Source organism: Luteimonas sp. BLCC-B24 (assembly GCF_028550595.1).
Taxonomy (GTDB): Bacteria; Pseudomonadota; Gammaproteobacteria; order Xanthomonadales; family Xanthomonadaceae; genus Luteimonas.
The window spans coordinates 190,897-215,431 of sequence record NZ_JAQQGN010000004.1; the positions used below are offsets into that span (position 1 = coordinate 190,897).

Annotated in this window: 22 protein-coding genes; all 22 read right to left on the reverse strand. The window is 70.1% G+C overall.

Features of this window, described 5'->3' with window-relative positions:
- Nucleotides 1-341: 341 nt before the first annotated feature.
- Nucleotides 342-1,412, reverse strand: a complete 1,071-nt coding sequence (locus PQS31_RS10655; RefSeq protein ID WP_272762702.1) for a chemotaxis response regulator protein-glutamate methylesterase — start codon at nucleotides 1,410-1,412, stop codon at nucleotides 342-344.
- Nucleotides 1,409-2,008, reverse strand: a complete 600-nt coding sequence (gene cheD, locus PQS31_RS10660; RefSeq protein ID WP_272762703.1) for a chemoreceptor glutamine deamidase CheD — start codon at nucleotides 2,006-2,008, stop codon at nucleotides 1,409-1,411. The genes PQS31_RS10655 and cheD overlap by 4 nt, the downstream gene beginning before the upstream one ends.
- Nucleotides 2,005-2,877, reverse strand: coding sequence for a CheR family methyltransferase (locus tag PQS31_RS10665; protein WP_272762704.1), 873 nt, complete (start codon nucleotides 2,875-2,877; stop codon nucleotides 2,005-2,007). The genes cheD and PQS31_RS10665 overlap by 4 nt, the downstream gene beginning before the upstream one ends.
- A gap of 231 nt (nucleotides 2,878-3,108) precedes the next feature.
- On the reverse strand, nucleotides 3,109-5,469 hold the full coding sequence (locus PQS31_RS10670) for a methyl-accepting chemotaxis protein (RefSeq protein ID WP_272762705.1): 2,361 nt from the start codon (nucleotides 5,467-5,469) through the stop codon (nucleotides 3,109-3,111).
- A gap of 66 nt (nucleotides 5,470-5,535) precedes the next feature.
- Nucleotides 5,536-5,919, reverse strand: a complete 384-nt coding sequence (locus PQS31_RS10675; protein ID WP_272762706.1) for a hypothetical protein — start codon at nucleotides 5,917-5,919, stop codon at nucleotides 5,536-5,538.
- A gap of 101 nt (nucleotides 5,920-6,020) precedes the next feature.
- On the reverse strand, nucleotides 6,021-6,500 hold the full coding sequence (locus PQS31_RS10680; RefSeq protein ID WP_272762707.1) for a chemotaxis protein CheW: 480 nt from the start codon (nucleotides 6,498-6,500) through the stop codon (nucleotides 6,021-6,023).
- A gap of 96 nt (nucleotides 6,501-6,596) precedes the next feature.
- Nucleotides 6,597-7,364 (reverse strand): flagellar brake protein, encoded by a 768-nt coding sequence (locus tag PQS31_RS10685; RefSeq protein ID WP_272762708.1) that lies wholly within the window; start codon nucleotides 7,362-7,364, stop codon nucleotides 6,597-6,599.
- A 79-nt stretch (nucleotides 7,365-7,443) separates the two neighbouring features.
- Nucleotides 7,444-9,573 carry a methyl-accepting chemotaxis protein gene (locus tag PQS31_RS10690; RefSeq protein ID WP_272762709.1) on the reverse strand — a complete coding sequence of 710 codons (2,130 nt, stop codon included), beginning with the start codon at nucleotides 9,571-9,573 and terminating at the stop codon, nucleotides 7,444-7,446.
- A 272-nt stretch (nucleotides 9,574-9,845) separates the two neighbouring features.
- Complete coding sequence (locus PQS31_RS10695) at nucleotides 9,846-11,831, reverse strand: chemotaxis protein CheA (RefSeq protein ID WP_272762710.1); 1,986 nt, start codon at nucleotides 11,829-11,831, stop codon at nucleotides 9,846-9,848.
- A gap of 41 nt (nucleotides 11,832-11,872) precedes the next feature.
- Nucleotides 11,873-12,238 (reverse strand): response regulator, encoded by a 366-nt coding sequence (locus PQS31_RS10700; protein WP_096209162.1) that lies wholly within the window; start codon nucleotides 12,236-12,238, stop codon nucleotides 11,873-11,875.
- Nucleotides 12,235-12,558, reverse strand: coding sequence for an STAS domain-containing protein (locus PQS31_RS10705; protein WP_272762711.1), 324 nt, complete (start codon nucleotides 12,556-12,558; stop codon nucleotides 12,235-12,237). Before PQS31_RS10705 ends, PQS31_RS10700 begins: the two co-directional genes overlap by 4 nt.
- Nucleotides 12,559-12,634: 76 nt before the next feature.
- Nucleotides 12,635-13,465 (reverse strand): chemotaxis protein CheW, encoded by an 831-nt coding sequence (locus tag PQS31_RS10710; RefSeq protein WP_272762712.1) that lies wholly within the window; start codon nucleotides 13,463-13,465, stop codon nucleotides 12,635-12,637.
- Nucleotides 13,462-14,241 carry a ParA family protein gene (locus PQS31_RS10715; RefSeq protein WP_096210815.1) on the reverse strand — a complete coding sequence of 260 codons (780 nt, stop codon included), beginning with the start codon at nucleotides 14,239-14,241 and terminating at the stop codon, nucleotides 13,462-13,464. Before PQS31_RS10715 ends, PQS31_RS10710 begins: the two co-directional genes overlap by 4 nt.
- Nucleotides 14,241-15,215, reverse strand: a complete 975-nt coding sequence (gene motD / locus PQS31_RS10720; protein ID WP_272762713.1) for a flagellar motor protein MotD — start codon at nucleotides 15,213-15,215, stop codon at nucleotides 14,241-14,243. The genes PQS31_RS10715 and motD overlap by 1 nt, the downstream gene beginning before the upstream one ends.
- A gap of 7 nt (nucleotides 15,216-15,222) precedes the next feature.
- The gene (locus tag PQS31_RS10725; protein WP_272762714.1) at nucleotides 15,223-15,963 is read right to left on the reverse strand and encodes a flagellar motor protein; all 741 of its coding nucleotides are present in this window, start codon (nucleotides 15,961-15,963) and stop codon (nucleotides 15,223-15,225) included.
- 188 nt (nucleotides 15,964-16,151) lie between these two features.
- Nucleotides 16,152-18,134: a chemotaxis protein CheA gene (locus PQS31_RS10730; RefSeq protein ID WP_272762715.1), complete on the reverse strand. Its 1,983-nt coding sequence runs from the start codon at nucleotides 18,132-18,134 to the stop codon at nucleotides 16,152-16,154.
- A 4-nt stretch (nucleotides 18,135-18,138) separates the two neighbouring features.
- Nucleotides 18,139-18,741, reverse strand: a complete 603-nt coding sequence (locus PQS31_RS10735; protein ID WP_272762716.1) for a protein phosphatase CheZ — start codon at nucleotides 18,739-18,741, stop codon at nucleotides 18,139-18,141.
- A complete protein-coding gene (gene cheY, locus PQS31_RS10740) occupies nucleotides 18,738-19,130 on the reverse strand; it encodes a chemotaxis response regulator CheY (protein ID WP_176483333.1) in 393 nt (130 codons plus the stop codon). Before cheY ends, PQS31_RS10735 begins: the two co-directional genes overlap by 4 nt.
- A gap of 45 nt (nucleotides 19,131-19,175) precedes the next feature.
- Complete coding sequence (locus PQS31_RS10745) at nucleotides 19,176-19,934, reverse strand: RNA polymerase sigma factor FliA (RefSeq protein ID WP_272762717.1); 759 nt, start codon at nucleotides 19,932-19,934, stop codon at nucleotides 19,176-19,178.
- Nucleotides 19,931-20,788: a P-loop NTPase gene (locus PQS31_RS10750; RefSeq protein WP_272762718.1), complete on the reverse strand. Its 858-nt coding sequence runs from the start codon at nucleotides 20,786-20,788 to the stop codon at nucleotides 19,931-19,933. The genes PQS31_RS10745 and PQS31_RS10750 overlap by 4 nt, the downstream gene beginning before the upstream one ends.
- Nucleotides 20,775-22,280, reverse strand: a complete 1,506-nt coding sequence (gene flhF, locus PQS31_RS10755; protein WP_272762719.1) for a flagellar biosynthesis protein FlhF — start codon at nucleotides 22,278-22,280, stop codon at nucleotides 20,775-20,777. Before flhF ends, PQS31_RS10750 begins: the two co-directional genes overlap by 14 nt.
- 178 nt (nucleotides 22,281-22,458) lie before the next feature.
- Entirely contained in the window at nucleotides 22,459-24,528 is a 2,070-nt protein-coding gene (gene flhA / locus PQS31_RS10760) for a flagellar biosynthesis protein FlhA (protein ID WP_272762720.1), read from the reverse strand.
- Nucleotides 24,529-24,535 lie beyond the last annotated feature (7 nt).

Sequence of the window (24,535 nt, forward strand, 5' to 3'; positions counted from 1 at the left end):
CTTCCTCGAAAAAGGGGGCGACGGAGGCGCCTGCCGGGTGCCGCGCCCAGTCGCGGCCCGATATCCGCTTGGTGGTCGCGGCACCCGGCAGGCGCTGGACACATATGGATCAGCGGATCGGAAAGCGGCCGGGTAACACCGAATGGGTCACGCCCTTGCTGATACACCGACGCCCTGTCCAGCGCGGGTCCGGTGCCGTCGCAACCAAGCGGATATCGGGCCGCGACTTGCGGCGGCACCGGACCCGCGCCCCCTGAACGCATCCGCTGCCGATTGCGGTTCGTCTCCGGGCGCGTGTGATCCGGGAATGCCCTTCGCCTGCGCGCGTGATCGCGCGCAGGTCAGGCGGCGACGGTGTGTCCGGCCAGTTCCAGCAGACGGCCGGCGATCGCGTCGAGCGGCAGGATTTCATCGGCCGCGCCCAGCTTCATCGCGGCACCCGGCATGCCCCAGACGACGCTGGTCGCCTCGTCCTGCACCAGCGTGGGCGCGCCGGTCTGGCGCAGTTCGAGCAGGCCGCGCGCGCCGTCGTCGCCCATGCCGGTCAGGATCGCGCCGACCGCGTTGGCGCCGGCGCTCTGCGCGACCGACTGGAACAGCACGTCGACCGCGGGCCGGTGCCGGTTGACCGGCGGGCCCGGATCGAGCCGGCAGCGCCAGCGCGCGCCGTCGCGGACCACGCGCAGGTGGTGGTCGCCGGGCGGCAGGTAGACGTGACCGGGCAGGATCAGTTCGCCGTCGCCGGCCTCGCGGACCAGCATCGCCGAATGCCGGTCGAGCCGCTCGGCGAACGGTCGGCTGAAGCTCGCCGGGATGTGCTGGGTCAGCACGATCGCGGGGGCGTCGGGCGGCATCTGCGACAGCACGACGCGCAGCGCCTCGGTGCCACCGGCCGATGCGCCGATCGCGATCAGACGGTCGGTGGTGCGGAAGCGGGTCGCGACCGGAGCCGATGCCGGCGCGGCTTCGAGCCGGACGAGCGGCTGCGCCGCGGTCGCGAGCGGACGCACGCGCGCACGCGCCGCCGCTTTGACCTTGCCGGTGATCTCCTCGGCGTACTCGCCCAGCGCCTGGGCGAGGCCGGCCTTGGGCTTGGTGACGAAGTCGACCGCGCCCAGCGCCAGCGCCTGCAGTGTGATGTCGGCGCCGCGCTCGGTCAGCGAGGACACCATCACCACCGGCATCGGGCGCAGGCGCATCAGGTTCTCGAGGAACGCCAGGCCGTCCATGCGCGGCATTTCGACATCGAGTGTCAGCACGTCCGGATTGAGCCGCTTGATTTTCTCGCGCGCGAGCAGCGGATCGGCCGCGGTGCCGACGACCTCGATGTCGGGATCGGATGCGAGCAGTTCGCTCAGCAGCTGGCGGACGACCGCGGAATCGTCGACCACGAGCACCTTGCAACGGCTCATTCGAACAGCTCCACGCCACCGCTGACCGGGGTGTGCGACAGGCGGGCACGCACCGCGGATTCGGCGGCCAGCACCTCGGCGTCGTGCGCGTGCGGCAGGCGGTTGACCATCACCCGTCCGGTCTGCGGAAAGAACCACACCTTGCGCGGATGGATGCCGCGCAGGTCTTCGGCGACCACCGGGATCTGTTCGGCGGCGAGGTAGTCGATCACGAACTGCGCATTGCGGGTGCCGACCGGATTGCTGGTGAAGCCCTTGAGCACGTTGGCACCACCGAACACCTTGGCCTCCAGGCGCCGGCGGTTCGCGCCGCGCTTGAGCAGTTCGTTGATCAGCAGCTCCATCGCGTAGCTGCCGTAACGCGCGGGCGCGCCGTCGCCGACCTGGCCCTCGGGCAGCATGAAGTGGTTCATGCCGCCGAGTTGCAGCAGCGGGTCGCGCACGCAGGCCGCGACGCAGGAGCCGAGCACGGTGACCAGCGCGGTGCCGTCGTCGACGACGAGGTACTGCGTGGGCATCAGCTTGGCGGCCGGCACCTGGAACTGGGGATCGCGGTAGCGCAGCACCTCGTCCTCGCGCAGTGCGGCGCGGCTCACGGCGTGCCCGTCCCGAAGTTGCGGCGGTACAGCGTGCGGCCGCATGGACGGATGAGGTCGACCGCGTGCAGGTAGTTCTCCGAATGCCCGGTGTAGAGCAGGCTGTCGGCATCCATGTGCGAGACCAGCCGCGAGAGGATGCCGCGCTGGGTCGGCTTGTCGAAGTAGATCATCACGTTGCGGCAGAACAGCGCCGCGAACGGGCCGCCGATGTCGTAGCGGGGGCTGAGCAGGTTGAGCGGGCGGAAGTCGATCAGCGCCTGCAGCGCAGGATGCACGCGGCACTGGCCCTCGTTCGGGCCGGTCCCGCGCTGGAAGAAGCGCCGGCGGCGCTCGATGTCGAGGCCGGCGACGCGCTCGACCGGATACACGCCGCGCCGCGCGGTCGCCAGGACCTGGGTGTCGATGTCGGTCGCGAGGATGCGCACCGGCGGGGTCATCGTGCCGAAGGCTTCGCAGGCGGTGATCGCGATCGAATAGGGCTCTTCGCCGGTCGACGCCGCGCACGACCATAGCGCGACCGGCGCGCGCGTCATGGCACCGGTGCCGGCGAGTTGCTCGCGCAGGTGGTCGAAGTGGTGCGGCTCGCGGAAGAACGCGGTGAGATTGGTCGTCAGCGCATTGGTGAAGGCCTGCCACTCATCGCCGTCGGCATCCTGTTCGAGCAGGTCGAGATAGGCGCCGAAGTCGCCCAGGCCGAGCGCACGCAGGCGCCGCGACAGGCGGCCGTAGACCATGTCGCGCTTGCTGTCGACCAGCGCGATGCCGGCCCGGTCGTGGATCAGCTGGCAGACACGGCGGAAATCGCGATCGGAGAACGCGAAATCGCGCCTCGCGGTCGGCGGGTGGGGCAGGAGGGTCGAGGTCATGGACCAATGGACTCGAACAGGGTCAGCAGAGGTATCGGCCCCGGCGAGCGGAAGTTGACGGCCGCACCCCCGGAAGGTCGCATCGGGACGCGGACATCACGACGACGACCGCGGCCGCGATGCCGAGGTCGGACGAATCGCGTGGAACGGCAGGCGACTCGCCCGCGGGAAACGAAGACGCCCCGGTCGGAAGACCGGGGCGTCGGGGCTGCACGATCGACGGCTGCCGGGTCAGAACTCGGCCCAGTCCGCCTCGGTGACCGCCGGTGCGGACTTGGCCGCAGGACGCGCCGCGGCGACGGGACGGCGTGCGGCAACCGGTGCCGGCGCGGCAGGTGGCTGGTGCGCGGCCAGCATGGCCTGCACGGACGCCTGCGCGGCATCGGTGCGGAACACCGACACGGTATGGGCGAGGCCGGCGGCCTGCTCTTCCATCGCGCGTGCCGCGGCCGAGGCTTCCTCGACCAGCGCGGCGTTCTGCTGCGTGGTCTCGTCCATCTGGGTGATGGTCTGGTTGACCTGGTCGATGCCCGAGGCCTGCTCCTGCGAGGCCGCCGAGATCTCGGCCATGATGTCGGTCACGCGCTGCACCGAGGCGACGATCTCGCCCATCGTCTTGCCGGCCTGGCCGGCGAGCGCGGCACCGTCGGAGACCTTGCCGGTCGAGTCGTCGATCAGCTGCTTGATCTCCTTGGCCGCGTTCGCGCTGCGCTGGGCCAGCGTGCGCACTTCCGATGCGACGACCGCGAAGCCGCGGCCCTGCTCGCCGGCGCGCGCGGCTTCGACCGCCGCATTCAAGGCCAGGATGTTGGTCTGGAACGCGATGCCGTCGATGACCGAGATGATGTCGCCGATCTTCTTCGAGGACTTTTCGATGTCGGCCATCGTGGTGACGACCTGGCCGACGACCTCGCCACCCTGCTGGGCGACCGAGGCGGCGCCGATCGCCAGCTGGTTGGCCTGGCGGGCGTGGTCGGCGTTCTGGCGCACGGTGGAGGTCAGTTCCTCCATCGACGCGGCGGTCTCTTCGAGATTCGCCGCCTGCTGCTCGGTGCGACGCGACAGGTCGTCGTTGCCGGCAGCGATCTCGGACGACGCGGTGCCGATCGCGCCCGAGGCATCCTGGATGCGGGCGACGATGCCGGTCAGCTGGGCGACGGTGGCATTGGCGTCGTCGCGCATGCGGGCGAACACGCCGTGGAAGTCGCCGTCCATGCGCACGGTGAGGTCACCCTGGGCCAGCGCGTTGAGCACTTGCGAGACCTGGTCGAGGCTGGCGGCATTGGCGTCGAGCAGGCCGTTGAGCTGGGTGGCCAGCTGCAGGTAGAAGCCCTGCTTGCCGTCGAGACCGATGCGGTGCGACAGGTCGCCGAGGGCCGCGGCGCGGATCACGCGGTCCAGTTCGACCTCGACGTGGACCTGCGGCGTGCGATCGCGCCATTCCACGACGTAGCCGAGCAGGGTGCCGTCGGCGTCGTCGACGCGCGCGACGGTCTGCACGAAGTGCGCGTCGCCCATCGAGATCTCGCCGTGGTGCACGCCCTGCAGCTGCTCGAGCATGGTGGCGATGCGCGCCGGATCCTGGTGGTAGGTGTCGATGCTCACGCCGACGACGTTGTGGATGTCGAACTCCGGCAGCGCGGCGCGGATCTCGTCGTCGTAGCGGCCCAGCAGTTCGGTCACCGCGGCGTTGGCATAGATCACCGTACGCGAGGGGTCGGCGATCATCACGCTGGTGCCGGAACTGTCGAGCGCGGTGCGGATGCGCAGGTTCTCGCTGGCGATGGCCTGGTCGCGTTCGATGCGCTCGCGCAGGTCGCGCTGCATGCGCTGCATCGACTTCAGCAGGTCACCGATCTCGTCGGCGCGGCTGGTGTCGATATGGCTGTCGAGCTTGCCGCTGGCGACGTCCTCGGCCACCACGCCGGCCTCGCGGACCGAGCGGGTCAGGCCACGCGCCATCAGCCAGGCCACCACGAGACCGCCGCCGATGCCGGCCAGCAGCAGCACGACCAGCAGCAGGCTGGAGGTCGCATATGCGCTGTCGGCCTGGGCGCGGGACTCTGCCGCGATGCGGTTGGACTCGTCGGCCAGCGCGGCCAGCGCGGCGCTCGCGGCCTCGTGCAGCTGGCTGGTCTCGCCGATGAAGGTGTCGGTGGCGTCGTCGGGCAGGTCGAGATCGAGCATCTCGTTGACCGAGTCGTACGACGTCTTGGCCGCCGCCCACGCGGTGACCAGCTCCTCGAGCATGCGCCGCTGTTCCGGCGTCTGCGCGTACGGCGCGTAGGCCTCGAAGTTCTTCGTCAACTGGGCGTCGATCGTCGCCGCACGCTCGCGTGCCTGCTGCTTGGCCGCCTCGCTGGCACGCACCAGACCCCGGTAGGACGCGGTCCGGAATTCGCCGAGCAGGGCGCGCGTCTCGCCCACCAGGGTGACGCTGGGCAGCACGTCGCCGGCCAGATCGTCGGTCACGTGCGCCATCGAGCGCAGCCCGCTGTAAGCGCCGATCCCCTGGATCAGCATGATGAGCAGGACCACGCCGAAAGCGAGCATGAGCTTGGGCGCGAGCTTGAGAGACGAAAACCATTGCATGAGGCGAATTCCCTTTGGCGCGAAAGGAAGCGGCCCGGTCACGCGTGGAGCGGCCGGGCCGGGGTCTTACTTGATGGTGGCGAGCTTGACGTCAGCGGGCGAGCGCACGGCGATCTCGGCACGGCCGGCGTCACGCTGGATCGCACCGACGATGCAGACGTCGCGGCCTTCCAGTTCTTCCGGCGACGGGCGGAACTTGTCCCGCTGATCCTGCGGGATACGCGCGGAGAAGGTGTGGCGCGGGAACGCGCCGCCCATGTGCAGGAACGTCGGCGAGCCTTCCGAGTTCTGCGCATAGCGGGTCTTCTCGACCTTGCCGCAGACCATGCCGCTCTGGCCGACGAAGCGCGTGGCCTGGTCGGGGCGGATGGCATCCTGGGCGAGTGCAGCGGAGGCGCAGCCGCTCAGCAGCAGCGCGGCCAGAAGGCGGGTGGTGGTCTTGGGGGGCATTGCGATCTACTCCGGTCTGGGGACATCGGGCTGGCGGTTTCGCGCGCCCGTTGACCCATTAGCGGCTGGGCGGCGGCGAACTTTAGGGCGTCACCGCGTGATCACGCGGCCACTTCGAGCGACGGCGCATTGGCGAGATCGGCGCTGTCGAGCAGGGTTTCGATGTCGAGCAGGATCAGCATCTTCTCGTCGAGCGTGCCGATGCCGGCGATGAACCGGGTATCGACCGCAGCGCCGAATTCCGGCGTCGCACGCACCTGCTCGTCGGTCAGCGGCACCACGTCCGACACGCTGTCGACCACGATGCCGACCACCCGGTTCTCGACGTTGAGCACGATCATCACCGTGAAACTGTCGTAGCGGGCTTCGGCCAGACGCAGCTTCAGGCGCAGGTCGATCACCGGCACGATGGTGCCGCGCAGGTTGATGACGCCCTTGATGTACTCGGGCGCGTCGGGCAGACGGGTGACCGCGTCGTAGCCGCGGATCTCCTGGACTTTCAGGATGTCGACGCCGTAGTGCTCGTCGCCGAGCGTGAAGCTCAGATATTCACCAGCGACGCTGGCAGTAGAACTGGTCATCGGATGCGTTCCTGCAGAAGGGCCGCAGCGGTGGCGGCAGGGCGGATACGCAGGAGATCGGCCGGGACCGGGCCAACTTTAGCGGGATCGCGCCGCTCAGCCGCCGCGTCGCTGGCGCGCGTTGCGCTGGCGCTCGATCTGGAAGATGTACTGCAGCACGCGCTGTTCGTGGGCCGCGGGCATGTCGACGAACCGGCAACCGGCCCGCCAGTGCGGCACGCCGCGCACGTCGAACCGGCTGACGTGCGCGACCTCGAGCGCGACCGTCAGGGGCGGCGCGTCGCCCAGACGCAGCGCGCAGGGCGCGATCCGTGCCTTCGCCGCGAAACGTCGTCCCTCGCCATCGGGCACCGACACCGCGATGCCGCCACCGCTGATATCGAGCACGCGCAGGCCGCCGAGCGTGGCGTCGGGCGATGCCCCGTCGTCACCCACATGCAGGGTGGCGGGCGCGGCCGGCGACACCTGGAGGCGGTAGAGCTCGCGGCGCTGCAGCCGCAGAAGCCGCTCCGGCCAGGGCGTGGCGAAGGCGGGATAGCCTTCGAACTCGATACGTTCCGGTGTCGGCAGACGGAAGCGGATCGGCACCAGATCGAGTTGCGTGCTGCAGACCATGCGGTCGGCCGCGGCCATGCGCCGGTTGGTCGCCTCGTGACGGTTGCCGTCGAGCACCAGGGTGCCGTCGTCGTGCACCGCCAGCAATGCGGTGGGACAGGCGTGACCGCCGGGGATCAGCGCGGCGCTGATGATCGCGCGGGCCTCGACCAGCGCGCGCAGCACCGGTCCCACCTCGCGCGGATCCCGCAGTGCGTAAGGCGAGGCGTCGTCGTCGAGCAGGTGCGTGTGGTCTTCGGCGGCAGACATCATCCGGGGCCGGAACGGTCCAGTCGCTGGGGTATCGGCCGCGCGCCGCAGAAGTTGAGGCGCGCGGGGCCGCGACGGCTCAGGCGGCTTGCAGCGCCGGCCGCGACGGGACGGTGTCGATGCGGAACACGGCCACCGTGTCGCCGAGGACACCGGCCTGTTCCTCCATCGCGCGTGCCGCGGCCGAGGCTTCCTCGACGAGCGCGGCGTTCTGCTGCGTGGTCTCGTCCATCTGGGTGATGGTCTGGTTGACCTGTTCGATGCCCGAGGCCTGCTCCTGCGAAGCGGCCGCGATCTCGGACATGATGTCGGTCACGCGCTGCACCGAGCTGACGATCTCGCCCATCGTGGTGCCGGCCTGGCCGGCCAGCGCGGCGCCGTCGGCCACCTTGCTGGTCGAGTCGTCGATCAGGCCCTTGATCTCCTTGGCGGCCTGGGCGCTGCGCTGGGCGAGCGTGCGCACCTCGCTCGCGACGACGGCGAAGCCGCGGCCCTGTTCGCCGGCGCGCGCGGCTTCCACCGCGGCGTTGAGCGCGAGGATATTGGTCTGGAACGCGATGCCGTCGATGACCGTGATGATGTCGCCGATGCGGCGCGAGGCCCGCTCGATTTCCGCCATGGTCTCGACCACCTGGCCGACCACCGCACCGCCGCGCGCCGCGACATCCGCGGTGCCGATGACCAGTTCGTTGGCCTGGCGCGCACTGTCCGCGTTCTGGCGCACGGTGGAGGTCAGTTCCTCCATCGAGGCGGCGGTCTCTTCGAGATTGGCCGCCTGCTGCTCGGTGCGGCGCGACAGATCGTCGTTGCCCGCCGCGATCTCCGACGATGCGGTGCCGATCGCGCTCGAGGCTTCCTGGATGCGCGACACGATGCTGGTCAGCTGGGCCATGGTGGCATTGGCGTCGTCACGCATCGTCGCGAACACACCGTGGAAATCGCCGTCCATGCGTGCAGTCAGATCGCCGCGGGCGATGGCCTGCAGCACGGTGGAAATATCGGCCAGGTTCTCGTCGGACGTGCGCATGAGGCGGTTCAGGCCATCGACCATGTCGCGGAATTCGTACTCGAACCGTGCCGCATCGCCGCGCACGCTGAAATCGCCCAGGGCCGCGGCCTCGACCAGGCGGCGGATCTCGCCGTTGATCGCGGTGAGATTGGCCTTGACGGTATCCATGGCCTGGGTGACCACGGCCTTCTCGCCGGGCAGGCGCTCCATGTCCTGCGACAGGTCGCCGACGGCATAGCGCTGCACCAGCTCGACCAGGCGCATGTTGACGGTGATGTGCGCAGCGACGAGTTCGTTGGTGCCGGCCACCATGACGCCGTAGTCGCCGGGAAACACGGCCGCGTCCATGCGATGGCTGATGGTGCCGGCCTCGTGCTCGCGGGCCATCTCGTGCTGCGCCGCGATCACCGCGCGCAGCTGTGTCTGCATACGCTGCATCGCCTGCAGCACCTGGCCGGTTTCATCGCGGCCGCCCGTTGCGATCGGACGATCGAGCTCGCCGCGACTCACGCGCTCGGCGGCGTCCAGCGCCTGACCCAGTGGCCGGGTGATGCTGCGGGTCAGCAGCACGGCGATCACCGCGCCGGCGACCAGGGCGAGGGCCGCGAGCGACAGCATCCACGCGGCGAAGCCGTTGGCCGTGGCCATCGCGGTGGCCGCGGCCTGCTGGTTCTTCGTTTCCTGCAGATCGATGAACGCGTTGATCCGCGCCAGCCAGGTCACGAACGCCGGCGCGGCGTCGTCCATCAGCACCTGCTGCGCAGCGGCCGGATCGCCGGCCTCGCGCAAGGCGCGCACCTGTTCGATCAACGGCAGGGTCTGCGCCTCGATGGCCTGGATCGCCTCGAGCATCGCGTGCTCGCGGGAATCGGTGGATCCGGCGACCAGCGTGTCCAGCGGCGCGGCGGCGGCCGCGTAGAGCGTGCTCAGCGTATCGATCTGCGCTTCGGCGGTTGCCAGCGCCTCCGGGGAGTCGACGAGGACGACGTCGCGCAAGGCGATGGCACGGTCGTGCACGCTGCCGCGGAAATCGATCGCGTGGCGCTGCTTGACGCTGTTGACGTCGTTGATCGTGTGCAGGCCGTCGCTGATGCGGCCCACGCGCTGGATGCCCACCGCGGTGAGCACCAGCATCAGGGCGATGACGACCGAAAAACCGATGGCCAGGCGCTGGCCGATACGAAGATTGCCGATTTGCATGAGAGGTCCGGAAGAAGACGCCCTGTGACGACGTACGGAGACCGTCGGGCGTTCCGGTCGAGGGCATTAACGGCGCGGCGGCGACGCTCTGAATGCGACACGGGCAGAACTCAGAGTGTGATTCATGCAACAGAAGGCGACATCACTGCGCCGTGAAAACCGGATGACACAGCAGGCGTCATGGAGCTTTCGCCCGTCACTGTAGCCGCGGCCGGCGACGCCTCCCGCAACACGACGCGCCGCGCGCAACGGACGCCCGGTCCGTCGTCGGCTCAGGCGGCCTGCGGCACCCGCAACGAGCGCACCAGCCCGCCGACGTCGACGATCAGGGCCACGCGGCCGTCGCCGAGGATCGTCGCACCGGAGATCCCGTCAACGCGGCGGTAGTTGTTCTCGAGGTTCTTGACCACGACCTGCTGCTGGCCGACCAGTTCGTCGACCTCGAGCGCGAGCTTCTGGCCGTCGCCTTCGACCACCACCACCAGGGCGTCGTCGCGACGCGGCTGGTCATAGCGGTAGTACTCGTTGAGCGAGACCAGGGGCAGGTATTCGCCGCGCACGCGCAGCACCCGGCCTTCGCCGACCATGCGGCGCACGTCCGCAGCGTCGGGCTGCAGCGCCTCGATGACATGGGACAGCGGCAGGATCAGGGTTTCGTCGCCCACCGCGACGGTCATGCCGTCGAGGATCGCCAGCGTCAGCGGCAGGCGGATCACCACGCGCGTGCCGCGGCCGAGCGTGCTTTCGAGCTGCACTTCGCCGCCGAGGGCCTGGATGTTGCGGCGGACCACGTCCATGCCGACACCGCGGCCGGAGAGATCGGTCACCGCGTCGGCGGTGGAGAAGCCGGGCTGGAAAATCAGATCCCAGACCTGGCTGTCGGTGGGCTTTTCGGGCACGGCCAGGCCACGTTCGGCGGCCTTGGCCAGAATGCGCTCGCGGTCCAGACCGCGTCCGTCGTCGGCCACTTCGATGACGATGTGACCACCCTGGTGCGAGGCAGCGAGGGTGATCGTGCCGGTGCCGTCCTTGCCCGCGGCGACGCGCGCTTCGGGCAGCTCGAGGCCGTGGTCGATCGAGTTGCGCACCAGGTGCACCAGCGGATCGGCGATCTTCTCGATCAGGCCCTTGTCGAGCTCCGTGCCTTCGCCCAGCGTGCGCAGGCGCACCTGCTTGCCGAGGCGGGTCGAGAGATCGCGCACGAGGCGCGGGAAGCGGCGGAACACGGCCTCGACCGGAAGCATGCGCACGCCGATGACCGCTTCCTGCAGGTCGCGGGTGTTGCGCTCCAGCAGATCCAGGCCTTCGCACAGCCGTTCGGCCAGGGCGGGGTCGAGCTTGCCGCTGACCTGCTTGAGCATGGCCTGGGTGATGACCAGTTCGCCGACCAGGTTGATCAGGCCGTCGATCTTGTCGGTGCTGACACGGATCGAACTCTCGGCCGGGTCGTGGCTGCCGGACTTCGCATCCGTCGACGGCGCTGCGCCTGCGGCCGGGGTGTCATCGACGGCGATCTGCGGCGCCTCGACGGGCGCCTCGACGGGCGTGGCCGGAATCGGCTGCACGTCGAGCTCGCAGTCGTCCTCGACCCAGGCGAAGGCCTCGTCCACCGCGCTGCGGGGCACCGTGCCCAGCAGGCCGAGGTCCCAGGCCAGATACGCTTCCAGCGGATCCATCTGCTCGAAGCCGGGCAGGCGCTCGGTGCGCACCGCCACTTCGAGCGGGCCCAGGCGGTCGAGCTCGCGGATGATGCGCAGCGGATCGTTGCCGCTCATGAACAGCGACGGCGCCGGCGTGAACCCGATGCGCCAGCCCGCGGGCTCGTCCTGCGGGGCCTTGGCCTGCACGGCCACCGGTGCCGGGGCATCGGTCCCGGCCAGAACGGCGTTGAGCCTCGCCTGCACGGCCTGCGACGCCTGCGGATCGGCCGGGTGGCCGGTTTCCGCTTCGCCGAGCAGGGCACGCAGCACGTCGACCGAGGCCAGCATCGCGTCGATCGACGCGCCGGTGACCGCGCGCTTGCCTGCACGCAGTTCGTCGAGCAGGGTTTCCAGCACGTGGGTGAGCCCGGCGACGGCGTCGAAGCCGAACGTCGCCGCGCCGCCCTTGATGGAATGCGCCGCGCGGAAGATCGAGTTGATCAGGTCGGCATCACGGTCGCCCTGCTCGAGCTGGAGCAGACCCGCTTCCATGGCTTCGAGTCCTTCCCGGCTTTCCTCGAAGAAGGTGGCGTGAAAGCGCTGCATGTCCATGCTCATGGGAACTCGGCCTGCGGTCTGGTGTGCGGAAGGGCGTGGGCTCAGCCCAGCACTTTCTGGACGGTGGCGATCAGCTGATCGGGGTTGAAGGGCTTGACCAGCCAGCCGGTCGCGCCGGCCGCCTTGCCTTCGGCCTTCTTCTCCGGACCCGACTCGGTGGTCAGCATCAGCATCGGGGTGAACTTGTAGTCAGGCAGGCCGCGCAGCGCACGGATCAGCGAGATGCCGTCCATGTTGGGCATGTTGACGTCGGTCACCACCGCGTTGAAGCGCTGGCCCTGGGCACGCCCGAGGGCGACCTGGCCATCCTCGGCCTCGTCGACATCGAAGCCGGCCGAGGTCAGCGCGAACGCCACCATCTGGCGCATCGAGGCCGAATCGTCCACTACAAGAATGCGTGCGCTCATGCGGCGTTCTCCACTGTGCTTGCGTCTGTTGCGTTTGATTGATCGGAGCCATCCGCGAGCCCGAGCGCCGGGCCGAGGCCCAGCAGGCGGGCCGCATCGAGCAGCACCTCGTTGCATCCGCGCAGCTCGGTGCTCAGGCCGGTGCCGACGCGGCTGGCGAAGAACGCGCAGAGCACCTGCAGCCCGGCCGTGTGCACGCGCCGGACTTCGGTCGCGTCGAGCACGACGGCGTGCACCTGGTCCAGGTACGGCGCGAGCCGTTCCTTGAGACCGGTGCTGGCCTCGATACCGAGGTCATCGCCTAGGGGCACGGTGTCCATTGCGTCTCCGACAAAGGGGGTTCGGTGAGCTGTAGCGGCGCGGCGGCGCGGATCTTTAGCCCGGGAAGGCCGCGGATCATCGCGGCGCGAACAACGGCAACGCCATCAGACGGTTCGCGTCCAGCAGCAGCATGACGACGCCGCCGATGCGGGCGATGCCGCGGATGCGGTGGTCGCCGACCGGCGCGAGCCGCGAGGTATGCGTGCCTTCGATCTGCGCATCGCCGATCAGCACCACGTCCTCGACCGACGAGACGCGCAGACCGAGGACATCGCCGTTGTCGTCGAGCACGATGATCCGCGTGGACACCGATTCGGCCACCGGCACGTCGCCGAGCTGGAGGCCGAGATCGACCACCGGCACCACCTGACCGCGCAGGTTCATCACGCCGGCGAGGCAGGGCGCGGCGCCGTGCAACGCCAGCAGCGGCGCGGGCAGCACGACCTCGCGGATCTTGAGCAGTTCGATCGCGTAGGCCTGGGCGCCGCAGCGCAGGCGCAACCAGCGCGCGGTGCGCTCGGCCGCGCGCCGCTGCAGGGGGGCCGGCGCGCCGTCGTCGGGCGCGGCGATGGCGACCTTCGACGCCAGCGCGGACACCCGTGCGGCCGGTGCGGCCGGTGCGGGCGGCGCGGGAGGGGCGGGCGGTGCAGGCGACGGCGTGGGTCGCGCCGCCGGCGGAGGCGGCGCGGGCACGGCCGGCCACGCACCCGGGGGCGCGGCCGCCGGCTGTGGCGCAAGGGCCTCGGGCTTCGCCGCAGGGGGCGCCGGCGGCGGCGCCACGGCTGGGCGCGCGGGCGCCACGTCCGCCACGGCGGCGGGCACGGGCACAGGTGCAGGCGCGGAGGCGGGCGCAGGCGTCGACAGCAGCATGCCGAGATAGTCGTCGACGACGCCGACCGCGCTCATGCCGCCGCCTCCAGCGCACGATCCTCGTCCATGAGCCAGTCGAGCGCGCGCGCATAGGCGGCCAGGGCGCGGCCCGGCGGATCACCGCTGAACACCTGCTGGGCCAGCGCATCGGCATTGCTGAGCTGGGTGTCGACCGGCACCGCTTCACTCCAGATGCGGCCGTCGTATTCGACCTGCAGCTGGGCCAGGGTGTCGCGCCCGATCCGGGTGCGCCGGTCGTACATGGTCGGAATGATCGAGGTCGGCAGCGGGCGCTGGCGCGAGCGTTCCACCATCTCGCCCGTGCGCACCATGCCGGCCAGACCGTACAGCGCCAGCGGCTCGCACTGGGTGGGCACGATCAGGCGGTCGGCGGCGGCCAGCGCATTGACCATCAGCAGGCCCAGCGTGGGCGGACAGTCGAGCAGGATGGCGTCGTGACCGCCGTCGTGGCGGGTGATGGCCTGCGACAGCGCGAGTCCCAGCCCCGGCTGGGTGGCGCTGCGGCGCTCCAGCGTGGCCAGCGCGGTCTGTGCGCAGACGAAGTCGAGCCCTTCGGTCGGCGAGGGACGCAGCAGCGACGCGAGGGTCGGCGGCGGCGCGCCGAACAGGTCGACGACGCCCGGCGGCTGCGGCTCGCTGGGCACGCCGAAGGCGCGCGTCATCGAGGCATGCGGGTCGAGGTCGACCAGGAGCACACGCAGCCCACGCGCGACCATCGCGCGTCCGAGGGCGAGCGAGGTCGTGGTCTTGCCCACGCCTCCCTTCTGGTTGGCGATCGCCCAGACGCGCATCAGCTGTCTCCTTGCGGGGTGGGAGGGGAGGGAGGGGGTGTGGTTCGCGCCACGGCCGGTGTCGGCACCGGAGCGGAGGGATAGATCGGCGCGCCGGGCTCGGACTTCACCGCCGGCGCGGGGTCGGGCGGGGCCGCGCCGGGCGTGGCCAGCACCATCAGCACCACGCGGCGGTTGGCGTTGCGGCCGGCGTCGGTGTCGTTGGCCGCCTTGGGCCGGAACTGGCCGTAGCCGACCATCACCAGGCGCTCGGGCGCGAAGCGCTCGCGCACGAACAGATGCACGACGCTCGCCGCGCGCGCGGCCGAGAGTTCCCAGTTGGACGGGAACTGCGCCGTGGCGATCGGGCGGTCGTCGGTATAGCCCTCGATCCGGATCGGATTGGGCAGGTCGCGCAGGACCGAGGCCAGCCGGCTCAGCAGTTCCTGGGCGCCGAAATCGAGTGATGCCGATCCGCTCTGGAACAGGATGTCGCTGTTGATCTCGACCTCGAGCCAGAGGTCGGTGCGACGCACGGTGATCAGACGCGCACGCACCATTTCCGAGAGCGTGTCCTCGAGCTGCAGGGCGATGCGCGAGAGCTGCTCGCGCGAGGCCGCGATCGAGGCGGCGTCCGCGCCGCCGTCGCCGATCCGGTCGGCACGGAGTTTCGATTCGAGCATCGGCTTGAGCGGCGAGTCCATCACCGGATTGGAAGCCGGTCCCTGGACCGCGCCACGCGGAATCGCGGTCGGCCGGCCGATGCTGGATTCCTGCTTCATGTTGTCGCCGATCTGGATCGGCTCGAGCGCACTCGGCGGCGCGTTGAAGGCGCTGGCCAGCGACGCGGCGACGGCCCGGTACTTGCCCTCGTTGAGCGACGAGACTGCGTACATGACCACGAAGAACGCGAGCAGCAACGTCACCAGGTCGCCGTAGGGGATGGCCCAGGCTTCGTGGTTGGCGTGCTCCTCGTGATGTCGCTTGCGGGCCATGGCGTCGTCAGTGCAGGAAGCCGGCGAGCCGTGCTTCGATGTTGCGCGGGTTCTCGCCCTGGGCGATGGCGATCAGCCCTTCGATGGCGAGCTCGCGCTCGCCGCTGCGCCGTCCGATCACGCTCTTGAGCTTGGCGGCCATCGGCAGGAAGAACATGTTGGCCGACGCGATGCCGTAGATGGTCGCGGTGAAGGCCGCGGCGATGCCGGTACCGAGCTTGCTCGGGTCGGCGAGGTTCTTCATCACCGCGATCAGGCCCAGCACGGCGCCGACGATGCCGAGGGTCGGTGCATAGATGCCCATGCCCTCGAACACCTTGGCGGCGGCGAGATCGTTGTGCTCCTCGCCCTGCAGCTCGATCTCGAGCATGTGCCGGATGGCTTCGGGTTCGACGCCGTCGACCAGCATCTGCAGGCCCTTCTTCAGGAACGGATCGGTCTGCGCCTCGACGTGGCTTTCCAGCCCCAGCAGGCCCTGCTTGCGCGAGACGTTGCTCCACTCGAGCATCTGCGCGATCAGCGCTTCGCGATCCGAGACCGGCGGCTTGATCGCCCAGCCGGCGATGCGCAGTGCCCGCTTGAACACCGCCGCCGGCGTGTGCAGCAGGATGGCCGCGACGGTGCCGACCATGACGATCACGAACGCGGCCGGCGACCACAGCGCACTGAGTCCGGCTCCCTTGAGGATGCTGCCACCCAGCAGGGCCACCAGGGCGAGCACCAGTCCGACGACGCTGAAAATATCCATGGTGCGTGTATCGGCGGGGGTCGGGGGGACTTGAGTGGGGGCGGTGATTGGTGATTGGTGATTCGTGATTGGAAAGAGCGGCCACCCCGCCCGCCCGACGACGACCGAAGCGCTGCCAAGCAGATCTCAGCGCAGACGCGATCCGCCACGCGCGCAGCGTGTACGAATCACCAGTCACCAATGACGAATCACGGCTTCTTCAACGCATCCACATCCAGGATCAGCGCCAGACGTCCGTCGCCGATCAGGGTGGCACCGGCGTAGCCGGGCAGGCCGCGCAGGGCGCGTGGCAGCGCCTTGATGACCACTTCTTCGCGGCCGCGCACTTCGTCGACGACGAGGCCGAAGCGGCTGTCGCCGCGCTGCAGGACGACGATGGTCAGCAGCGGACCATCGAGCGCCGGCTGGCCCAGCCAGTGCCGCAGATCGAGCAGGGACAGCGTGTGCGAGCGGCGGTCGAGCGCGGCGCGGCCGTCGAACCAGTTCACGGTGCGCGCCGGCGCGTGCAGCACTTCCTGCACCCGGGCCAGCGGCAATGCATAGGCATCGCCGGCGGCGTGCACCAGAAGCGTGGGCAGGATCGCGAGCGTCAGCGGCACGCGCAGCGAGAAGCGGCTGCCGCGGCCGAGTTCGGAATGCACCTGGATCTGTCCGCCGAGTTCGCGGATGCGCGACTGGACCACGTCCATGCCGACGCCGCGACCGGAGATGTCGCTGACCTCGTCGCGGGTGGAGAAGCCGGCCATGAAGATCAGGTTGAGGCATTCCTCGGCGCTGAGCCGGGCGGCGGCCTCGGCGTCGATCAGGCCCTTGTCGCGCGCCTTGGCGCGCAGCCGCTCGGGATCGATCCCGGCGCCGTCGTCCTGGATTTCGATGCCGACGTAATCGCCCTGCTGCTGCGCGCTCAGGCGCACGCGCCCGGCGCGCGGCTTGCCGGTCGCCTCGCGCAGCGCGGGCATCTCGATGCCGTGGTCGATGGCGTTGCGCACCAGATGGATCAACGGATCGGCGAGGGCTTCGACGAGATTGCGGTCGAGCTCGGTGTCCGCGCCCACCAGATCCAGGTCCACTTCCTTGTCGAGGGCCCGGGCGACGTCGCGCGCGAGCTTCGGAAACCGCGAGAACACCTTGCCCACCGGCTGCATGCGCGTGCGCATCACCGCGCCCTGCAGGCGCGCGGTGGCGTTGTCGAGCGTGGTGACCGCGCGGTCGAGATCCTCGTCGCGCAAGCGCGTGCGCAGGGTCTTGAGCCGGTTGCGGGCCAGCACCAGTTCGCCCACCAGATCGACGATGACGTCGAGGCGCTTGGTGTCGACGCGCACCGTCTGCTCGCGCTCGGCGCTCGACGCCGCGGGTTTGGGCGCGGGCGCGGCGGCGCCGGCACGTGCGGGCGCGCGCGGCGGCGGGGCCGGAATCGTCGATGTCGGCGCCGCGGGGGCCGCGGCGACGGTCCCCGGTGCCAGGCCCGGCGCGCCGCTGCCGTGCAGCTGGTCGAGCAGGGCTTCGAATTCGGCGTCGTCGATCATGTCGCCGCCGCCGGTGGGCGCGGCCACGACCGGCGAGGGCGGCGTCATTCCCGGCGCGGCGCCACCGTGGAGCTGATCGAGCAGGGCCTCGAACTCGTCGTCACCGATCATGTCGGGATCGGCCGGCGGCGCGGCCTGCAGACCCGGCGCGCCGTCGCCGTGCAGCTGGTCGAGCAGGTGTTCGAATTCGTCGTCGGTGATCATGTCGCCGCCGCCCGCCGCCGCAGGCGCCGGCGTCGGCGCTGGACGCACCTGGACGGCCACGGGCGCGTCGAACGGGGCGAAGCCGGCGATCAGGACGTCCGGGGCCACCGGCACGGTGTCCTCGGTCTCGATCGCGTCGACCATCGCCTGCAGCCAGTCCAGCGACTGCTGCGCGGCGTCGAAATGGCGCGGCAACAGCGCGGCCTCGCCGGCGCGCACCATGCCCAGGGTTTCCTCCGCGGCATGGCAGAGGTGCACCAGCGGCGTCGCGCCGAGAAACCCGGCGCCGCCCTTCAATGTGTGGAACGCACGGAACACCGCATTGAGGCGCTCGCGGTCGTCGGGGGTCTGCTCGAGTTCCACCAGCTGGCCGCCGAGGGCGTCGAGCAGTTCGCGTGCTTCGAGCACGAAGTCGGCGACGATGTCGGGCGAGGCCTGCATGGGATCAGAGTCCGAGGTTCGACAACAGGTCGTCGGCGTCGCTCTGGCCGACGGTGTTGCGGTCCAGCCCGCTGACGGCCGGTCCATTGCCGCGGGCGTTGTCTTCCTTGGGCGGCAGGCCGAGCGCGCCGAAGCCTTCGTGCACACCGCGCACGATGCCGGCGACGCGGCGGATGATCTGGCCGCCGAGATCCTGATGGCTCTGCGCCAGCGCCATCTCGCGCAGGTTCTCGCGCAGCGCTTCGACGGTGCCGCTCTGGCTTTCGTCGAGCGGGCCGTCCTTGAGGCGCGCCACCAGGGCACGGCTGTCGTCGATCAGGTCGAGCGTGCGATGCGTCGCCTGCTCGGTCATTTCGACCACGTGGTCGAGACGCGCGCACGCATCGTCGAGACCGGCGTCCTCGGCCGGCGTCGGCGGCAGCGTGCCGAGGGCCTGGGACAGTTCCTTGGCGAGCCGTCCGAGACCGGTGACCAGCGTGCGGGCGCGCGCATTGGCGAGCGCGTCCACATGCGCGCGCCAGCCGTCCTCGTCGCCGCGCTCCAGCGCTTCGAGTGCGTCGTGCAGCAGACCGGCCAGCCGGGTCCGGTCGATGTCGGGCGTGCTCATGCCGCGGTCCCCAGGCGCTCGAAGATCTTGCCGAGCTTTTCTTCCAGGGTCTGCGCGGTGAACGGCTTGATGATGTAGCCGTTCACGCCGTTCTGCGCAGCCTCGATGATCTGCTCGCGCTTGGCCTCGGCCGTGACCATCAGCACCGGCAGGCCACGGAACTTGGCGTCGGCGCGGATTTCGCGCAGGAGCTCGATGCCGGTCATGCCGGGCATGTTCCAGTCGGTGACGACGAGCTCCACCGCGTCCTGGCGCAGCACGGCCAGCGCGCTGTGACCGTCCTCGGCCTCGACGGTGTTGTTGAAACCGAGGTCGGACAGCAGGTTCTTGACGATCCGGCGCATCGTCGAAAAGTCGTCGACCACCAGGATGCGGATGTTCTTGTTCAAAACGGACTCCAGAGGGAAAGCGGGCGGGCGTGCACGCCCCGGTCATCAATCGTCGTCGCCGAACCCGGTGTCGGCAAGCTCGAAGGCGGTGAGGCGGCCGCGCAAGCGGACCACGGCCTGGCCGTGGATCTGGCATACGCGGGATTCGCTGACGCCGAGCACGGCGCCGATTTCCTTGAGGTTGAGCTCCTGCTCGTAATACAGCGAGAGCACCAGCTGTTCGCGTTCGGGCAGGTGACCGATCGCGTTGACCAGCTCGCGGCCGAACTCGCCGCGCACCAGGGCGTCCTGCGGGGTGGGGCCGCCGCCGCGGTTGACCGGCTCGACCTCGCCGTGGTCCTCGATGTGCGAGTCCAGGCTCAGCACCTGGCCGCGCGCGGCATCCTCGAGCAGGCGCTGGTAGTCGGCCAGCGACAGCTCCAGCTTGTCGGCGACTTCCTGTGCGCTGGCGGCACGGCCGCTGCTCTGTTCGATCTCGCGGATCGCCGACGCGGCGGCGCGGGCGCGCCGGTGCACCGAGCGCGGCACCCAGTCGCCGCGGCGGATCTCGTCGATCATCGCGCCTCGGATGCGGATCGAGGCGTAGGTCTCGAAGGACGCCCCCTGATCGGCGTCGTAACTGCGCGAGGCCTCGAGCAGGCCGATCATGCCGGCCTGCACGAGATCGTCGATCTCGACGCTGGCGGGCAGACGCGCGGCCAGATGGTGGGCGATCCGGCGCACCAGTTCGGCGTGCTGGACGATGGGATCAGCGACGTCGGCGGTGCGCTGGACCGCCTGGTAGTGACGCGCGGCGACGCTCATGCAGGAGCTCCTTGGCGCAGCATGCGCTCGACGAAGAATTCGACGTGACCACGGGGTGCGGTGGGCGCCTGCCAGCGTGCGATGCGCTGGGCGATGTCGACCAGGGCACGCGCCGACGGACTGCCCGGATACGCCAGCACGACGGCCTGCTGGCGCTGCACGGCCATGCGCAGCCAGTCGCACTGCGGCACCGCACCGAGATAGTTCAGCGAGACATCGCCGATGAAGCGTTCGCAGACGCGCGAGAGCTTCTCGTGCAGGTTCCGGCCTTCCTGCGGCGAGCGCACCATGTTGGCGATCACCTGCACCCGGTCGACGCCGCGTTCGCGCGCCAGCACCTTGATCAGCGCATAGGCGTCGGTGATCGAGGCCGGTTCGTCGCAGACCACCACGATGGCGTCCTGCGCGGCCTGGCAGAAGGTCAGCACCGAATCGGTGATGCCGGCGGCGGTGTCGACGACCAGCAGGTCGAGTTCACGCTGCAGATCGTTGAAGACGTTGACCAGGCCGGCGTGCTCGGCCGGGCGCAGCTCGGCCATGTGCCGCCGCCCGGACGCCGCCGGCACCACGAGCACCCCGCCGGGACCTTCGAGGATCACCTCCTCGAGGTCGCAACGGCCCGCGACCAGATCGGCCAGCGTGTGCTTGGGCGACAGGCCCAGCAGCACGTCGACGTTGGCCAGACCCAGATCGGCGTCGAGCAGCAGCGTGCGCTGGCCGAGGGCCGACAGGGCGACCGACAGATTGGCCGACACGTTGGTCTTGCCGACGCCGCCCTTGCCGCCGGTGACGGCCAGGGTGCGAACGGGCTGGAAGGGGGCGGACGACATCGGCAGCAGCTCAGGCGACGGCATGGGTATGTTCCGGGGCAATCGGCTTATCGGCATCTCGGCGTAGATCTTCAAGACGCAGGACCAGGTGGGCGGCATTCGCGCGATGCAGGTCCTCGGGAATCCGCTGGCCGTCGGTGACCCAGGTCAGCGGCAGATCGTGGTCCACGGCGACCGACAGGGCGCTGCCCAGTCGGCCGGTCTCGTCGATCTTGGTCAGCACCACGCCCTGCGGACGGGCACTTTCGAAGCGACGGACCACTTCGTCGAGGTCGGCGAAATGGGTATTGGCAGGCAGCACAAGCAAGGTGCGTACCTGGCGCGCGGCGCGCAGCCAGTTGAGCTGGCCGGCGAGGGCGCGATCGCGCTGGCTCAGGCCCGCCGTGTCGACCAGCACCAGGCGGTATTCCTGGAGCTTGTGCAGCAGGGCGATCAGGCCGGCTTCGGTATCGGCCTCGTGCACGGCGATGCCGAGCTGGCGACCGTAGCTGTGCAGCTGTTCGCGGCCGCCGACGCGCGAGGTGTCGGTGGTCACCAGGGCCACGTCACGCGGCTGGTGCTGGGCGGCGTACAGCGCGGCCAGTTTGGCGATGGTGGTGGTCTTGCCGGCACCGGTCGGGCCGACCAGGGCGATCACGCCGGCCTCGGCCAGCGGATCGATCGGACAGATCGGCAGCCGCTTGGACAGCAGCGCCAGCATCAGGCCGCGGACGCGGGCATCGGGCGTGTCGGCGGGGATCTGCAGCACCGTGTCGCGGGTGATGCCGGCATCGAAACCGTAGTCCTCCATCAGCTCCATCGCCTGGGCACGGGCCGGCGAGCCGCGCAGGCGCTCGTCGGTGAGGCGGGCCATCTCGCGCTCGATCATCCCGCGCATCTGTGCGAGTTCCTCGCGCATCAGCGCCAGTTCTCCGTCGCTCGCCGGTGCGGGCGGGCTCGGAACGGCCGCCAGCGGTGCCGGCATGGGCGCCGGACGCACGACCGGCGACGGAATCTCGTCGCGCACCTCCATCACGGGGCGCGTCGGCATCGGCGCGGCCTCGAGTTCCACGCGCGGCGTGTCGTCGCGATGGCCGGCAGCCAGCAGTTCGGCGAAGGTCGGGCCGTCGATGTCGAAACGCGCGGGTTCGGCGCGCGGCGTTGACGCGGCGGCCGGCAGCGGGTTGGCCATCGCGGCGGGCGCGGCCACGGACGGCGCCATCGGGCGCGGCGGCGCAGCGACCGGTGCCTGCGGCGTCAGAGCCCGCAGCCAGCGCTCGGACGGGGCCAGGGCCTCCTCGTCGCCACCCGCAACCGGGCCGGCCGCGGGCAGGCGGGCGGCGCTCGACACGGCGTCGCGCTGCGCGTCGTCGAGCGCGCGCTGCACGAAACCCTCGTCGTAATTGCTCGCCGCGACGATCTCCACGCCCTCGTCGGTGCGACGGTTGGACAGGATCACGGCATCGGGACCATGCGCCTGCCGCACCAGCTGCAGGGCGGAGCGCATGTCGGCGGCGACGAAGCGGCGGATGTTCATGGGAGGAGTCCGTGATTCGTGGTTGGTGATTCGTGATTCGGAAGAGCCGGGATTGGTCGCGTGGAACCGGTGAGCGGCGCGGTGGGGCGCGGTGGAATCTGTCTGGACATCGTTCTGTCGCACATCGCATCACCCCCGCCCTTCGAATCACCAATCACGAATCACCAATCACAGCTGCTCAATTGATCGTCCCCAACAACTTCAACCGCTTGTCTTCCGGCACTTCGTTGTAGGACAGCACCGAGAGGTTGGGGACGCTGTGGCGGACCAGGCGCGCCAGTGCGGCGCGGACCTGTCCGGGGACCAGCACGACCGCGGGCTCGTTCCTGGCTTCCTGCTGTCCGGCGCATGTGGCCAGACTCTGCTGCAGACGTTCCGCCAGGCCCGGTTCCAGTGCCGCACCGCCCCCCTGCGCGGAATCCTGCAAGACGCGTTCCAGATTGGCCGCCAGCGTGTAGACCGGCAGCTCCTCCGAGGGCCCGGCGATCTCCTGGACGATGAAGCGGCCCAGCGCGGTGCGCACCACGGCTGTGAGCTGGGCCGGGTCCTGGGTGTGGGCGGCGTGCTCCACCAGCGCCTCGGCGATGCGCCGCAGCTGGCGGACCGGAATGCGCTCGACCAGCAGGTTCTGCAGCACGCGCACGACGACGGCCAGCGGCAGCGACTTGGGTGTGAGGTCTTCGGCGAGCTTGGGCGCGGAGCGGGCGAGGGTGGCGAGCAGCTGCTGCACTTCCTCGTGACCCAGCAGTTCCGGCGCCTGCTCGCGCACCAGATGCGAGAGATGGGTGGCGACCACGGTGGCCGGATCGACCACGGTGTAGCCGGCGGCCTCGGCCGTGGCGCGCTGCACGGGCTGGATCCACAGCGCATCCAGGCCGAAGGCCGGATCCTTGCCGGGAATGCCGTCGATCGGATGCAGGGCGCCGCCCGGATCCAGCGCCAGCAGGCGGTCGGGATGCACCTCGGCCGTCGCCACCGGCACGCCGTGGACCAGCAGCCGGTAACTCGTCGGCGACAGCTCGAGGTTGTCGCGGATGTGCACCGGCGGAATGAGGAAGCCGACGTCCTGGGTGAGCTTGCGGCGCACGGCCTTGATCCGCGCCATCAGCTCGCCGCCCTGGGCCTTGTCGACCAGCGGGATCAGCCGGTAGCCGACCTCGAGGCCCAGCGGATCGACCGGGCGCAGGTCGTCCCAGCCGAGTTCGGCGCTGGCGGCCTGCTCGGGCGAGGGCTGTCCGGCATCGGGCTGGGCTGCCTCGCGTTCGGCGGCCAGGGTGCGCTTGCGCATGGCCCAGGCGGCGTAGCCGACGATCGCGGCGAGGCTCAGGAAGGCGAGGTTGGGCATGCCCGGCACCAGGCCGACCACCAGCAGGATGCTCGCCGCGATCGTCAGCGCCTTGTGCTGGCCGAACACCTGGCCGTTGACCGCGCCGCCCATGTCCTGCTTGCGCGAGGCCCGGGTGACCAGCAGGGCCACGGCCGAGGACACCAGCAGCGCCGGAATCTGCGAGACAAGGCCGTCACCGATCGACAGCAGCGTGTAGATCGACGCCGCATCGGCGACCTTCAGGCCGTGCTGCAGCACGCCGATCATCAGACCGCCGATGATCGTGACGAACATGATCAGGATGCCGGCGATCGCATCGCCGCGGATGAACTTGTTGGCGCCGTCCATCGCGCCGTAGAAGTCGGCTTCCTGGCGCACTTCCTCGCGCCGCGCCTTGGCCTCGTCGCGGGTCAGCAGGCCGGCGTTGAGATCGGCGTCGATCGCCATCTGCTTGCCCGGCATCGCGTCGAGGATGAAGCGCGCGGTGACTTCGGACACGCGGCCCGCGCCCTTGGTGATGACGACGAAGTTGATGATGGTGAGGATGGCGAACGCGACGATGCCGACCGCGAAATTGCCGCCGACGACGAACTCGCCGAAGGATTCGATGACCTTGCCCGCGGCGCCCGGACCGTCCTGGCCGTTGAGCAGGATCACCCGGGTGGAGGCCACGTTCAGTGCCAGCCGCAGCATCGTGGTGACCAGCAGCACGATGGGGAAGATGCTGAAGTCCAGCGGCCGCTGGACGTAGATCACCGCCAGCAGCACGACCAGCGACATCGCGATGTTGAAGCTGAACAATACGTCCAGGATCATCGGCGGCAGCGGCACCACCACCATCGCGAGCAGCGCCAGCACCAGCAGCGGCGCGCCGAGGCCGTTGCGCAGGGTGTCGAAGACCCGCTTGGGGCCGGACGCCATCACCGCG

What these genes read in the sequence shown, in the direction of transcription:
- PQS31_RS10735 (WP_272762716.1), bottom strand. Translation starts at nt 18,741, where the DNA reads ATGAGCACGCCCGACATCGACCGGACCCGGCTGGCCGGTCTGCTGCAC.
- flhA (WP_272762720.1), bottom strand. Translation starts at nt 24,528, where the DNA reads ATGGCGTCCGGCCCCAAGCGGGTCTTCGACACCCTGCGCAACGGCCTC.
- PQS31_RS10680 (WP_272762707.1), bottom strand. Translation starts at nt 6,500, where the DNA reads ATGACCAGTTCTACTGCCAGCGTCGCTGGTGAATATCTGAGCTTCACG.
- PQS31_RS10655 (WP_272762702.1), bottom strand. Translation starts at nt 1,412, where the DNA reads ATGAGCCGTTGCAAGGTGCTCGTGGTCGACGATTCCGCGGTCGTCCGC.
- flhF (WP_272762719.1), bottom strand. Translation starts at nt 22,280, where the DNA reads ATGAACATCCGCCGCTTCGTCGCCGCCGACATGCGCTCCGCCCTGCAG.
- PQS31_RS10700 (WP_096209162.1), bottom strand. Translation starts at nt 12,238, where the DNA reads ATGAGCGCACGCATTCTTGTAGTGGACGATTCGGCCTCGATGCGCCAG.
- PQS31_RS10675 (WP_272762706.1), bottom strand. Translation starts at nt 5,919, where the DNA reads ATGCCCCCCAAGACCACCACCCGCCTTCTGGCCGCGCTGCTGCTGAGC.
- PQS31_RS10705 (WP_272762711.1), bottom strand. Translation starts at nt 12,558, where the DNA reads ATGGACACCGTGCCCCTAGGCGATGACCTCGGTATCGAGGCCAGCACC.
- PQS31_RS10710 (WP_272762712.1), bottom strand. Translation starts at nt 13,465, where the DNA reads ATGAGCGCGGTCGGCGTCGTCGACGACTATCTCGGCATGCTGCTGTCG.
- PQS31_RS10695 (WP_272762710.1), bottom strand. Translation starts at nt 11,831, where the DNA reads ATGAGCATGGACATGCAGCGCTTTCACGCCACCTTCTTCGAGGAAAGC.
- PQS31_RS10685 (WP_272762708.1), bottom strand. Translation starts at nt 7,364, where the DNA reads ATGTCTGCCGCCGAAGACCACACGCACCTGCTCGACGACGACGCCTCG.
- PQS31_RS10725 (WP_272762714.1), bottom strand. Translation starts at nt 15,963, where the DNA reads ATGGATATTTTCAGCGTCGTCGGACTGGTGCTCGCCCTGGTGGCCCTG.
- motD (WP_272762713.1), bottom strand. Translation starts at nt 15,215, where the DNA reads ATGGCCCGCAAGCGACATCACGAGGAGCACGCCAACCACGAAGCCTGG.
- PQS31_RS10670 (WP_272762705.1), bottom strand. Translation starts at nt 5,469, where the DNA reads ATGCAATGGTTTTCGTCTCTCAAGCTCGCGCCCAAGCTCATGCTCGCT.
- PQS31_RS10750 (WP_272762718.1), bottom strand. Translation starts at nt 20,788, where the DNA reads ATGCCGTCGCCTGAGCTGCTGCCGATGTCGTCCGCCCCCTTCCAGCCC.
- PQS31_RS10690 (WP_272762709.1), bottom strand. Translation starts at nt 9,573, where the DNA reads ATGCAAATCGGCAATCTTCGTATCGGCCAGCGCCTGGCCATCGGTTTT.
- PQS31_RS10730 (WP_272762715.1), bottom strand. Translation starts at nt 18,134, where the DNA reads ATGCAGGCCTCGCCCGACATCGTCGCCGACTTCGTGCTCGAAGCACGC.
- PQS31_RS10745 (WP_272762717.1), bottom strand. Translation starts at nt 19,934, where the DNA reads ATGAGCGTCGCCGCGCGTCACTACCAGGCGGTCCAGCGCACCGCCGAC.
- PQS31_RS10665 (WP_272762704.1), bottom strand. Translation starts at nt 2,877, where the DNA reads ATGACCTCGACCCTCCTGCCCCACCCGCCGACCGCGAGGCGCGATTTC.
- PQS31_RS10715 (WP_096210815.1), bottom strand. Translation starts at nt 14,241, where the DNA reads ATGCGCGTCTGGGCGATCGCCAACCAGAAGGGAGGCGTGGGCAAGACC.